Source organism: Roseburia zhanii (genome assembly GCF_014287635.1).
GTDB classification, from domain to species: Bacteria; Bacillota; Clostridia; order Lachnospirales; family Lachnospiraceae; genus Roseburia_B; species Roseburia_B zhanii.
This window is the reverse complement of sequence record NZ_JACOPH010000021.1, coordinates 20,375-32,077: the sequence shown is the minus strand read 5'-3', so window position 1 is coordinate 32,077 and position 11,703 is coordinate 20,375. Positions and strand designations below refer to the sequence as shown.

Here is an 11,703-nt window from a genome sequence, read left to right as displayed (position 1 = left end):
AGTGCCGTATGCAGGTTGTCGGATACTGCCACACCAGCCACAAGCACTGCATAGATTGCAACGCATACCATCATAAAAAATCCCTGAAATGCTAGAGCACAAAGCCCCTTAAAATAATTCGTTCCTATCGTTCCCCATTCCCGGTTGGTTACGGTTGCACAGGGAACTGGTGCTACTGATACATAAAGATATATTTCAATCATTCGCCCATAAAGAATGACGGTGATAAGGACTGACATGATTTTCATACATAAACTGACGATCATGGTCTCCATTCCCAGTCCCAACAGCTCTCCTATGCTCATTTCCGAAAACTGCTCATTGAACATCGTCTGCAGCGTACTTGCCACATCAATACTGGTGCTTCCGGTAATCGCTGATGCGGCAGAATTTACGATATGGCTTCCCACATCAAATACTGCCATTACAATGTCAAAAGTCTTGCTAAGAAGCATGACTGCAATACACGCTTTCATAAAAAAGCGGATAAAAATGGCTGTATTGAAGTCATGCAGGTTATTTTTGTCAATGACCATGGAAATAAGCTCATAGACGAGTACAAAACTGATGATCATTCCCGCTATGGGAATCATCACATTGTCGGACAAGGTTTTTATCATATCAAAAATACCGGAGTTCCATGTGCTGGGGGTTTTGCTGACCTCCCCTGCAATCGTGCCTACCTTGTCATTGACATCGGTAAACATGGTTTCAAAGTTGGTCAGAACCCACCCCTGCAACAGTTCCTTTATGAATTCAGTAATCTTATCAATGATCCCGCCCATGAATTATGAGAACAGAGTGGTAAGCTGTGGAATTACCGTCTGTGCCACAATGATGATACCACCGCCACTCATAAGCTGTTTGATACCCTGTGATTTAGCTTGTGTACGATAAAGAAGCAATAGAAGTGTAAAATTTTTTGCCGTTCCTATCCGGCACTTGAGCTTTGTGTCGGATAGGTCGGGCATTATTCATCGGGAAGTTCTACCTTGCCGACAAAGCTGTAATAAATATCAATGTCCTGTCTGCGTGTGCCGTTCTCGTCATAGCTGCACTCATGGACAACGATTTTTTCAATAAACTCCCGCAGTAGGGTATGGGTCAATTCTTCAAAGCTGGTGTACTTGCGGACAACATTCATAAACTTCTCCGCATTGACCGTGGCTTCCTGTGCCTTTGCAAGCTCCGCTTGCAGTTCGGCAGCACGGGTCTTGACCTGTTTCTGCTCGGCTTCATAGTCTGCGGAGAGTTCTGCAAAGCGTTCATCGGAAATACGCCCGGTCACGCTGTCCTCATAAAGCCGCTTGAAGATAGCAGACAGTTCCACAATCCGCTTTTCGGCTGCGTCCAGTTCCTTTCGCTTGGCAGCGTTGCGGCGTTTGCCGCCGTCCTCGTTCTGCTCGATCAGCAGTTTCATAAACTGCTTTTCGTGCTTGGCTGCATAGCTTGTCACTTTTCGCAGATTGGCGGTCACACCCGCTGTCAAAAGGTCGGTGCGGATAAAGTGTGCGGTGCAATCATGGGTACGTTTCTTGTAGTTGCCGCAAATGTAGCAATCCTGTCTGCGTGTTTTGTTCTCATATCTCTGCTGATAGAGGACGCTCCCACAATCGGCACAGAACAGCAAGCCGGAGAATAAACCGACTTCATCATAGCGATTTGGACGCTTGCGCTGCTTGCGTAACTCCTGCACACGCTCCCATGTGGCAAGGTCGATGATAGGCTCATGGGTATTCTCGAAAATGACCTGTTTTTCTTCGGGATTTTCCACGCTCGTTTTGACCTTGTAGGAGATTTTCTCGGTCTTGAAGTTTACCGTATGCCCCAGATATTCCTTGCGTTCAAGGATATGGACAATCGTATTGGTCGCCCATTTGTAGGGATAATCGGGGTAGTAGCGGCGGGTGCTGCCCGTCCTGCGGTATTCCAAAGTCCCCGGCGTAGGGATTTCCTGCTCGGTCAGCATACGGGCGATTTTGGTCGGACCGTTTCCGGCAAGGCACAAGCTGAAAATCTGCTTGACTACCGGGGCGGCTTCTTCGTCCACAATAAAGCGTCCGTCCTCGCCTTTGAGATAGCCATAGACCGGCTGACTTGTGATAGGCTTGCCACTCATGCCCTTGCTTCGGAAAACTGCCTTGATTTTCTTGCTCGTATCTCTCACCATCCATTCGTTGAAAAGATTTTTTAGTGGCGTTAAATCGTTATCGCCCTGTGCGCTGTCCACTCCGTCATTGATAGCGATGAAGCGAACGCCTTTCTTCGGGAAAGTGATTTCGGTAAACATTCCGACCTGCAAGTAATTTCGTCCCATTCTCGAAAGGTCTTTCGTAATGACGCATTTGACCTCGCCGTTTTCAACGCAGTCCATCATTTCCATAAAGCCCGGTCTTTGGAAGTTCGCACCACTCCAACCATCATCAACGAAAAAACGGTAGTTCATAAAGCCGTTCTCCCGTGCGTAGGTTTCAAGGATACGCTTCTGATTGGAGATAGAATTGCTCTCGCCTTGCAGTTCATCATCTTTACTTAATCTCGCATAAAGGGCGGTAACGGGGTTTGTTTGGGTTGTCTGTCTAATCATGGTTTCCTCCATTTCCGACAGCCAGCCCCGCTATTCCGTAAAGGAATTATATCACACGGGGCGGCTGTCTGTATAGCGGGTAAATGTGAATTTTGCTTCTTTATCGCCCGTCATAATGACGATTTTTTGAAATTAGGCTTGTCATGTTTGCTGTGGTGGTAGAAAAGTTCATAATTTTGTGATATTCTTTAACTAAATAAAAATCGTAAATGAACAAGAAGGGAGGGGCTTTTTATGGATAAACAAGAAATTACAAAAATTTCTAAATTAGTTTGGTACTTACTCTGTATGTCCATTGGTGCTATTTTAGGAATCGTAGTTTTTAACAAGGTTGGTTGGATATTTTAAAATAGAGTTTTTAAGGCGGTCATGCTCCCACGGCATGACCGCTTTTTCATGCCCTCACTCATGCGGTGTAGCTTGGCTTGTGGGTAGCTGCGGTTTCCGCTTCAAGCACTTTCATCATCTTGTCGGCTGCGGTGACTGTGGTGTCTTTCTTGAAAAAGCCGGACACAACAAGCACGGTGTTACCCATGCGGATTTCCGTCACGCAATCCGGGCGGCGGTCGGTGTGGTTTGTGGTATTCGGTTTCTTTTCTGTCATAGGCAACTCCTTTCACTTCAACAGTTCTTTCAATCCGTTCATCTTAGCCCCAGCCGTTTCCTTGCGGAAGTTCTCGCCTGTAAAGAGGATAGGCAGGCACATTTCAAGAACACGGTCATAGATACGGGCATGGGCGGTGTCCTGCGGGTTTTGCAGTTCCGCAAGGCTTAGATTGGTGGTAACGATCAGCGGTTTGCGGCTACGGTATCGGCTGTCAATCACATTGTAGACCTGTTCCAAACCGTACTCCGTTCCTCGTTCCATTCCAAAATCATCAAGTATCAGCAGAGGAAAACGGCAAAGACGCTCAATATATTCGTTTCGCCCCTCAAAGCTGGCGGTCAAATCATTCAGTATCGCAGAAAAGTTTGTCATGCGAACGGAAATTTCCTGTTCCATAAGGGCATTGGCAATGCACCCGGCAAAATAGCTTTTCCCTGTGCCTACCTTGCCCCACAACAGCAGACCATAGTTGTTTTCTTTCATCTGTTCCCAATGCTCCACATAGGAATGTGCCTTGTTCATCTGCGGGCATTTGCCGTTGTCATGTTCAAAAGTCCATTCCTGCATGGTCGGGTCAGTAAAGCCCCTGCGTTTCACTTCCATAACGGTATCAAGGTGTCGTCTGCGTTCCTCGGCTGCTTCACGCTCCAAACGCTGCTCTCGTTGGCAGTTACATTCTGTCGGGTGCTTGTCATGCCCCAACCATGCGGCGGTTTCTTTGGGGAAATAGGCTTCTTTTGCGGTATGGCACTTGCCACAATAAAGCAGACCGTCCTCGCCTGTGTAGTCCTGCGGCTCTGCGGTGGCTGCGGTCATATTCAAAACGGTATCGGTAAAAAGTTTACTCATAAACTCTCGCCCTCCTTAAAAGTGTAATCGGGTATGCCTTTTTTCGGCGGTTTCTTGGCTTCATCTTCCTGCGCCCACTTGTATATCGTGGCTGCATGGCTGCGGTATTTCGTTCCTTTGGACGCTATATGCGTGGAAAGACGGTCGATGTAATACTCCCATTTGTCGGGAAGTTCCGCTTTCAGCTCGTCAAGCTCCGTATCGGAAAGAAACACATTGTTGTATCTGCCATAGCAGCGGGCGGGTGCTTGTCCCTGTTTTTCCTCTCTCTCTTTTTCTATCTCTATATCTATCTCTTTCTTTAACTCTAACTCTGGTGGACGATTGTCGGACAAATGTCCGCCGTTTGTCCGGGGCGGTGGTAATGTCTTGTTTGCAAGCCTTGCCGCCCGCTTTCGCTCTGCTTCGGTAGAGGATTGTCCTATCATCAGTTCAATGTCGGTCATGTAGAGTAAGCCGCCGTGTAGCTGCTCCACAAGTCCCAACTGCTGAAAAATCGCTAATGCCCGTTCTACTGTGCCTACCTGCTGTCGGGTAAGGGTGGCGATCATCTGTGCTGTGTAGGGGATATTCTCGTCAAGCTGTAATCTGCCGCCGTTTTTCAGCGATTTCAGATACATCTTCAAGAGAATGTTGGAATAGAGAATACCGTCCGGCATACTCTCCAACAGCACAATAGCATCATCGTCAAAATAGCTTTCTTTCAGTTTGAGGTAGTAATATCTGCGGTTATCTGCCATAGGCGGTGTCCTCCTGTGGTTTCCAACGCTTGGAGTAATACCGGGGACAGAGGATAATCACGGCTCTAAAACTCTGCTTGCAATCGTGGGTGCAGCCCCGGCAAAGGTCGTTATAGGTTATTCGGTTGCGGTGGTTGAGGAAAAAGCTCCATTCAAGCCGCCGCTTGTTGCTCATGCGTGGCATTGGTACGCTCCTTTCTGCCGTTTCCGTGGGTATCACGGATAGGGCGGTAAAACTGTATCTTCTCGGTATCATTTCCGGGGATTTTTTGCCCTGTACGCCCCGTTTTTCGGTCGGGTGGTATTGCGGTAGGGGTAAGGGCATATCCCTTGATTTGTGCGGTTTCGGGTATGGTTTCGGGGCGGTTTTTAACGCTCTTGTTCATGCTTTTTCTGTCGGCTCGGCTCGCCGTGGTGCATTTGGGAAAGATTGCTTTTCATGGTCTGCAACTCCCGGACACGCTCTTTCTTTGACCGATACTCGTTGTAAAGGGCGTTCTTCTCTGCGGTAAGCTGCTCAATTTCAACCTGCAACGATTTGTAGGTAGGCAACTTGGAAATGCCCTTTTGCTTGAAATACCTTACGGCTGCGTCCGCTATGATAAAATCACTTTCGTGTTTTTCCCGGTAGGCTTTGCGTGCCTTATCGGATTTCTGTTTTTTCAATCCGTCCCGCACATCTCTTGTCTTGGCATAGGCAAGCACCTGTTTCTGCAAGTCCTTTTTCTCACGAATAGCCGTTTCAATCGGCTTCAGCTTGGCGGTGCTGCTGTGCAGGTCTGCATTGGCAGATACAAGGGCTGCGTCCAGTTCCTCCGGGGTAAATCCGTACTGTTCCATAGCGGCAACGGTAGCCGCCATCTGTTTGAGATTGTGGACAGCCGCCCAACGGTCATAGCCGATACCTTTTCCCTCGGCTCGCTTCGCCGCACGGTCAACCATTCTCTGAATGTTGCTTGTCGGGGCGATTTTCTGCGGTTTTTCTCGCTGTGCGGTGCTTGTTTCGGTGCTGTGGTATTCGGGTATGGGTGTGGTCTGTTCGGCGGCTCTGTGGGCGTTCTGTTCCAAAAGAGCAAGAACGGCGGCACGGTCAAAATCATCTCCCAGTTTTCGGGCAGTAATGGGTTTCGTCCTATCCGGGGTAAGATAGGATAACCGCCCTCGGCTTTCTTTGACGGTCACGCCCTGTTGCAGAAGTAAAGCGGAAAACTCGTCAAAGGTGGTGGCTTCGTTCATGGCGTTCCGTATGGTCTGCCGTAACTTCGCCTTGTCGGTTTCAAACTTGGTCTGCCTTACAGGCTGTCCGGCGGCAAGAGCAGCGGCATTTTCTTTATCAAGGGCAAGCTGCCCTTTCTTCTGCGCCCAATACTCACGCTCGGTAATGCGGTTTTTGCTGCCATTGAGCAGATCAATCTGATAGAGATTTTCCCTGTGGCACATCTCCATGACTTCGGCTTTGAAGTATTCCATAGCAACGTCCGTACAGCGGTGCTTGCACCCGGCACGGGTATCGGCTGGTCTGTCCATGTAGGGCAGCAAGGGTACTTCTTCAATTCTCAAAGAATTGATAACGATATGAACATGGATATTGCCGCTGTGGTTGTGTCCGTCCGAGTGGGTGCAGACAATGGCTTGGTGTCCGGGGAAATGCTCGGCACAAAATTTCTCGCCCAACCTCTGCGCCCGGTCTACGGTCAATCCGTTGTCCGTTGCGTCCCGTGGGTCAAAGGAAATGATATAGTGGTGACTTTTCACATCTTCCCGTTTTTGGTTCTTGCCGTATCGGAGATTGGAACGCATACACGCAACGGCAAAATCTTCTTCGCCGCAGTTCAGCGTGGCTATCCGGTAGTCCTCCCGGAGAATGAGCCGCCCGGCTTCATCAAGGGTGGGTTTCATGGTAAACTCGTCATGCTCAAAGGTCAGGTATTGCTCGGCTGCACCATAATCAGCGTTTTTAGAGCTGATATGTTTGAATGTTGCCAACAGCGTCACCTACCTTTCGCAAGACTTCAAACTTCAAAGCGGCAAGGTCGGAAATGGCGGCTCGCACTTCAACGGACAAGGCGTTATACGGTGTGCCGTATTCGTTGAGAGAACGGGCGATCTGATTGAGGTTGCCGCCGATTTTTCCGTATTCGGCTGTCAGCTTCCCGACAGCAGATAGCAGTTCATCATTGACCGGGGACACGGTAATAATGGGGCGAATGGTCGCCCTTGTTATGGCTTGCCGGATAAACTCGGCTTGGCTCATGTCATAGTTCTTTAGCCGTTCCGTGAAGTCGGCATATTCTTCCTCTGTCATGCGTGTCTTGACAACACGGCTTCGGTGGGGCGTATTGTATCGCTTTCCTATGGGTATCAACTCCTTTCACTTATCATCTTTTTCGGGGCAGTTTTGCAAGGTGTTTTTTTAGCGGCGTATGCCGCATAGCAGGGTTTGGGGAAGGCACTCCCCAACAAGATTTACCAAAGGGGCAAAACCGCAGATATGCGGATTTTGGCACCGTGGTAGAATCTTGCTCTAAAAAATTGCCACTTCGCCCCTCCAACCATTACTACAATTTGAAAAGGGCGTTTTGGCTTGTTTTCATAAATAAAGCGAATGAAATTTTTCGGTCTGCCCGCTGTTCATCACTAAAACGGTAGCGGTGTTTCTTTTGGCAAAGACACGGCTGCATTTTTCGTAAATCTCCCCTTAATCCCTACTACACCGGAACAGGCACTTTTGCCAAATGGAACGGAAAGATTTTTTGAAAAAGGGCGCAAAAAAAGCAGCAAATCTTTTCAGACTTACTGCTTGTATGCCGCTGTGATGGGCGGTGGGTTATTCAGTTGTCACGGTCAAAGCGGAATTTGAACAGGCTTTCTATCAGTTTTTGAATGATATGCTCCTGCATTTCCACATTGATATGACCGTCCATTTTGGAACAGGCTCGGATATATCCAGCATAGTGGGATAGCACGGCTGCAACAGCTTCCGGGTCACCCTCGCTTGCCTTTACTATTGTTTCATAGGGAAGTAGCTGGCTCATGGTGTAAGCCCTCCAACTCTGCCTGCAATCTCTGTAAAATTATCTGTATGCGCCTCCCAGTGGTGCTGCGTGTCCGTCCGTACCGCTTGCCGATTTCCTTATGGGTCATACGCTCAAAGTAGTACAGATAAATGATTTCCTGTTCCATTTCCGATAGAGAGGACAGGGCTGCGGCAAGGTGCGGACTTTTCAACAGGACAGTTTGACCGCAAGCCGTAAATGGATATTCCATGCTTGTCGGCACTTCTGCAAAGTATTCATCTGTTGTACTGAACGGATAATGCTTTTCGTCCATGAGGTAGTCAAGGGAGATTTTCTTGCTTCGGCGGCTTCGTATACTCCGTGCTGCGTCTATGGCAGCGTGGCGAATAACAATCATATAAAAGGCATTGTGAGTGTGCCGGATATGCTCTTGATATTTTTCGTGTTCGGTCATGGAAAATACCCCCTTTCTGAATAGTGACAGAGGGCGGCAGCCTTTTAAGCTGTCGCCCTCTTGATTGCCGAACAGCAAAGACGGGCGGGGCTGTCAACGGCGGGCGCAGCCCGTTCATCTTACCGTTGACTGGCTCTGCTGGTTTTGCTACAAATTCTATCTCTTTATGATTTGTCGGAAAAACTCCTTACCCAAACAAAAACTACAATCGCGGTTGAAATGAGTAATTCTGCAAGAATTACAGAAGCATTCCATATTTCAAAATAGAAATGCCCAATGAAATAGACTGCAAAAAAAATCAAATAAATTCCAATCGAATACATAATATTTTTGGAAATTTGAGTGCGTTTCTGTTCCCTAACTAACATCTGTTTCTGTTGTTGTTCCAGAATTTCTGTTTTAACCGATAATTCATCTATCTCTGATGGTTTTAACAGATAATCCACGGTAACATCGAATACTTTGCTTAGTTCAACAATCTTTTCTACTTCGGGTATGACCTGCCCACTTTCCCATTTTGAAATAGACTGTCTTGAAACATTAATCTGCTCAGCCAGTTGTTCCTGTGTTAATTCTCTACTTTTGCGTAGTGCTATAAGTTTTTCTGCGAACTCCATATGTGTTCCTCCTTTTGATTTTGTGTATAAATCTTATCAAAATACTCATTTGCACTCTAGCAAGTGAGCTATACAATTACATGACAAACGGTAGAGTTTAAGCGTTTTCTTGTATATCTTGATTGTCATTCTACTTTATATGCCTATTTTAGCATAGAAAAAACGTTTTCTCTATTACTCTCCATTATTTTACGGAATAGTGGGCTGTCTTTCTTTATTTTAGTTGTGTTACTTTATCACACATGAGCATTTGCACCAGGATTATCGTTACCATATCCTTCCAGAAGATTGATAACTCCCCATACGCCGACACCTGCGCCGATTGCGGTTACTACTGTTTTAAGTCCTGTTACTGATGTTGTAAAAAAGCCCATTTGTTTGTCTCCTTTTTCAAAAAATAAAAAGGGAGCTTCTCTGAATTATAATTTTTAGAAAAGCTCCCATATCATAAATTCCATATTCAGTTGTAAAACAACTTCTGGTCACAATGTCCAGAAGTTAAGCTGTGATTTCTCCGACATCGCATAACTCATCCACCACATCATTCCTCTTAAAGCGGAGTCTGTTGCGGTTCTTGACGTATTTTTCAATGTCAAATTCATTCTTTTTGTCATAATCGGATAACAGCGGGTACTGCTTATGCTTCGTTATATCAAATTTATCTGAGAAAAAAGGTCTTACACCTCTAAGCTGCATGATACACTTACTGCCATCCATGACCGCAATCTCGTCCTGACTCATTAACTCTTTTCCGGTCTTTTGATAATTCAGACCGTAGGACTGGCTCGTACCTCTCGTATCCGAGGTATTGTAAAGGTCAATCGTTTCTTTTCCAAGGATTTCTGCCAGATCTTTCAGAGTATCTTTCTCCTTTCCTCCCAGAAACAGGGTAGTGTCGCAGTTTCCTTCAATCGTGGAAGCGTTGTCCCGGTACAGAGCCTTTAGCTGTGACTTTGACTGCAAAATAATAGAAGCTGATATTTCCCTGCTACGGATAGTAGCAATCAGCTTCTCAAACTGTGGAATCTGCCCGATGTTCGCAAACTCGTCCAGTAAACACCGGACGTGAATCGGCAGTCTCCCGTTATATACATCATCTGCCTTGTCACAAAGCAGATTGAACAACTGCGAATACATGATACTTACAATGAAATTGAATGTCGCATCAGTATCCGAGATAATGACAAACAATGCTGTCTTTTTTTCTCCCAGAGTATCAAGCTCCAGTTCATCATAAGAAGTCAGGTCACGCAGCTCCTTAATATCAAATGGCGCCAACCTCGCACCACAGCTAATCAGAATTGATTTTGCTGTCTTTCCTGCCGCCAGCTTGTACTTTTTATACTGTCTGACTGCAAAATGGTTCGGGTTCTCCTGTTCCAGCTCCTCAAACAGCAGATCAACCGCATTTTTGAAATTCTCATCATCCTCCCTTGCTTCACTGGCATCTACCAGATCAATCAGCATGAAAAAATTCTGTTCCTCCTCCGGTGCTTCGTACCAGATATATGCGATTAAGGCTGTATAATAGAGCTTTTCCGCTTTCACCCAGAAATCCTCAGAGGCTTGCTGTCCTTCCCCTTTGGTATTTACAATGATTGTGTTTACAAGTTTCAGAATATCCTTTTCGCTACGGATATAAGCGAAAGGATTGTAATGCATTGATTTTGAAAAGTTAATGGTATTGAGCACCTTAATCCGGTAATTATTCTTGGACAGCATTTTGCCACATTCCACGAGGACTGTGCCTTTGGGATCAGTCACAACGTAGGAACTGTGCATCTGCATGAGATTCGGCTTTACAAAAAATCTGGTTTTGCCGGAACCGGAACCACCGATTACAAGTATGTTTTTATTTCTCGCATACTTCGGCTGTTTTGGTCTGCCCGACATCATAAGCCGTTCCGTTGCAGTTAATAGCACGTTGTTCTCAAATACAGGATCAACATATGGTTCAATGTCCTTGGCAGTTCCCCACCTTGCCGAACCATACTCAACTCCCTGCCGGAATTTCTTTGCATTTTTCGCTTTATAATAAACTACCATACGAAATCCTATTCCGCATCCTACTCCTACCAGTAAATCTCTCGGCAGAAAACTTGGAAGCGGATTATGGAACGCACCTCCAATCCCATTGATTGTGTCTAACACCTTCTGTAATGTATTGTCACCTGCCTGCTGTCCATACAGCCATGAAACCTTATTCAGAACATACCCGAAGATCACATAGGGAGCGCATTTCAGGGCAAGCTGTTTCTTATTTACCCCTTTTGATTTTTCTTTAAGAACAGACGGAATTGACTGTAAATCCTTTTTAATTCCGTCAACAACCTTGCTTATAAACTCTGTCCCCTGTCCTTGTTTTTCTCTCTGCTTCGCTCCCTATTCTTATTCTGTGCAACAATCTTCTGAAGTCCTTTCAGTTTCTGTCTGAGTGACGGACGCTGCTGTTTTTTCTCATTAACTTTTACAAATTCCTTGAATGCCTGTGCAATCACATCGGCATCCTTGCCCTTGAAAAATACAAGATACTTGGGTGGTTCCGTGGTCTTATCCTTTTTTACTGCAAAATCGACATTATATTTTCTTGCGACACGCTCAAAAGATTTGATGTTGCTATCCGTAACCTCAATGGACTTTGCACCCTCTCCCTGACCGACCAGCTTCTTTACCGGAATTTTCCCATGGGAAGGCTGCTTATGCTTCTGATGCTCCAGATACATCTTCATCGCCTTCTGTAAAACGCTTGCGGTCAGCTTGGAAGTCTTGATTGCAAGAGCAATGGTTTTCTGTGTTGTTTCCTCCTGCACGGTGTACCTCCTTCCTTATCTG

15 protein-coding genes are annotated in these 11,703 nt (G+C 46.3%); all 15 read right to left on the bottom strand.

Annotated features, from left to right (window positions below; genetic code table 11):
• On the bottom strand, window positions 1–785 hold a 785-nt coding region (locus H8S17_RS14995; protein ID WP_186867792.1), incomplete at its 3' end, for a VirB6/TrbL-like conjugal transfer protein, CD1112 family.
• 3 nt (window positions 786–788) lie between these two features.
• Window positions 789–971, bottom strand: coding sequence for a Maff2 family mobile element protein (locus H8S17_RS17295; protein WP_186867791.1), 183 nt, complete (start codon window positions 969–971; stop codon window positions 789–791).
• Entirely contained in the window at window positions 971–2,587 is a 1,617-nt protein-coding gene (locus H8S17_RS14985; protein WP_186867790.1) for a recombinase family protein, read from the bottom strand. The genes H8S17_RS17295 and H8S17_RS14985 overlap by 1 nt, the downstream gene beginning before the upstream one ends.
• A gap of 406 nt (window positions 2,588–2,993) precedes the next feature.
• Complete coding sequence (locus H8S17_RS14980; protein ID WP_186867789.1) at window positions 2,994–3,191, bottom strand: transposon-encoded TnpW family protein; 198 nt, start codon at window positions 3,189–3,191, stop codon at window positions 2,994–2,996.
• Window positions 3,192–3,203: 12 nt separating this feature from the next.
• The gene (locus H8S17_RS14975; protein ID WP_186867788.1) at window positions 3,204–4,043 is read right to left on the bottom strand and encodes an ATP-binding protein; all 840 of its coding nucleotides are present in this window, start codon (window positions 4,041–4,043) and stop codon (window positions 3,204–3,206) included.
• Window positions 4,040–4,783: a phage replisome organizer N-terminal domain-containing protein gene (locus tag H8S17_RS14970; RefSeq protein ID WP_186867787.1), complete on the bottom strand. Its 744-nt coding sequence runs from the start codon at window positions 4,781–4,783 to the stop codon at window positions 4,040–4,042. Before H8S17_RS14970 ends, H8S17_RS14975 begins: the two co-directional genes overlap by 4 nt.
• Entirely contained in the window at window positions 4,773–4,967 is a 195-nt protein-coding gene (locus H8S17_RS14965; RefSeq protein ID WP_186867786.1) for a hypothetical protein, read from the bottom strand. Before H8S17_RS14965 ends, H8S17_RS14970 begins: the two co-directional genes overlap by 11 nt.
• Window positions 4,968–5,152: 185 nt before the next feature.
• On the bottom strand, window positions 5,153–6,769 hold the full coding sequence (locus H8S17_RS14960; RefSeq protein WP_186867785.1) for a relaxase/mobilization nuclease domain-containing protein: 1,617 nt from the start codon (window positions 6,767–6,769) through the stop codon (window positions 5,153–5,155).
• Window positions 6,741–7,139: a plasmid mobilization protein gene (locus tag H8S17_RS14955; protein WP_186867794.1), complete on the bottom strand. Its 399-nt coding sequence runs from the start codon at window positions 7,137–7,139 to the stop codon at window positions 6,741–6,743. Before H8S17_RS14955 ends, H8S17_RS14960 begins: the two co-directional genes overlap by 29 nt.
• 475 nt (window positions 7,140–7,614) lie before the next feature.
• Window positions 7,615–7,818 carry a helix-turn-helix domain-containing protein gene (locus tag H8S17_RS14950; protein WP_117457836.1) on the bottom strand — a complete coding sequence of 68 codons (204 nt, stop codon included), beginning with the start codon at window positions 7,816–7,818 and terminating at the stop codon, window positions 7,615–7,617.
• Window positions 7,796–8,254 carry an RNA polymerase sigma factor gene (locus tag H8S17_RS14945; RefSeq protein WP_186867784.1) on the bottom strand — a complete coding sequence of 153 codons (459 nt, stop codon included), beginning with the start codon at window positions 8,252–8,254 and terminating at the stop codon, window positions 7,796–7,798. The genes H8S17_RS14950 and H8S17_RS14945 overlap by 23 nt, the downstream gene beginning before the upstream one ends.
• A 164-nt stretch (window positions 8,255–8,418) precedes the next feature.
• Window positions 8,419–8,871 (bottom strand): helix-turn-helix domain-containing protein, encoded by a 453-nt coding sequence (locus H8S17_RS14940; protein ID WP_186867783.1) that lies wholly within the window; start codon window positions 8,869–8,871, stop codon window positions 8,419–8,421.
• Window positions 8,872–9,107: 236 nt separating this feature from the next.
• Window positions 9,108–9,245 carry a Maff2 family mobile element protein gene (locus H8S17_RS14935; protein ID WP_186867782.1) on the bottom strand — a complete coding sequence of 46 codons (138 nt, stop codon included), beginning with the start codon at window positions 9,243–9,245 and terminating at the stop codon, window positions 9,108–9,110.
• Between the two features lie 124 nt (window positions 9,246–9,369).
• Entirely contained in the window at window positions 9,370–11,097 is a 1,728-nt protein-coding gene (locus tag H8S17_RS14930) for a VirD4-like conjugal transfer protein, CD1115 family (RefSeq protein ID WP_456300146.1), read from the bottom strand.
• A 110-nt stretch (window positions 11,098–11,207) separates the two neighbouring features.
• On the bottom strand, window positions 11,208–11,681 hold the full coding sequence (locus H8S17_RS14925) for a PcfB family protein (RefSeq protein WP_186867781.1): 474 nt from the start codon (window positions 11,679–11,681) through the stop codon (window positions 11,208–11,210).
• Window positions 11,682–11,703 lie beyond the last annotated feature (22 nt).

Coding starts and splice junctions, on each gene's coding strand:
- H8S17_RS14935 (WP_186867782.1), bottom strand. CDS start 9,245: ATGGGCTTTTTTACAACATCAGTAACAGGACTTAAAACAGTAGTAACC.
- H8S17_RS14945 (WP_186867784.1), bottom strand. CDS start 8,254: ATGACCGAACACGAAAAATATCAAGAGCATATCCGGCACACTCACAAT.
- H8S17_RS14975 (WP_186867788.1), bottom strand. CDS start 4,043: ATGAGTAAACTTTTTACCGATACCGTTTTGAATATGACCGCAGCCACC.
- H8S17_RS17295 (WP_186867791.1), bottom strand. CDS start 971: ATGCCCGACCTATCCGACACAAAGCTCAAGTGCCGGATAGGAACGGCA.
- H8S17_RS14970 (WP_186867787.1), bottom strand. CDS start 4,783: ATGGCAGATAACCGCAGATATTACTACCTCAAACTGAAAGAAAGCTAT.
- H8S17_RS14965 (WP_186867786.1), bottom strand. CDS start 4,967: ATGCCACGCATGAGCAACAAGCGGCGGCTTGAATGGAGCTTTTTCCTC.
- H8S17_RS14940 (WP_186867783.1), bottom strand. CDS start 8,871: ATGGAGTTCGCAGAAAAACTTATAGCACTACGCAAAAGTAGAGAATTA.
- H8S17_RS14985 (WP_186867790.1), bottom strand. CDS start 2,587: ATGATTAGACAGACAACCCAAACAAACCCCGTTACCGCCCTTTATGCG.
- H8S17_RS14980 (WP_186867789.1), bottom strand. CDS start 3,191: ATGACAGAAAAGAAACCGAATACCACAAACCACACCGACCGCCGCCCG.
- H8S17_RS14950 (WP_117457836.1), bottom strand. CDS start 7,818: ATGAGCCAGCTACTTCCCTATGAAACAATAGTAAAGGCAAGCGAGGGT.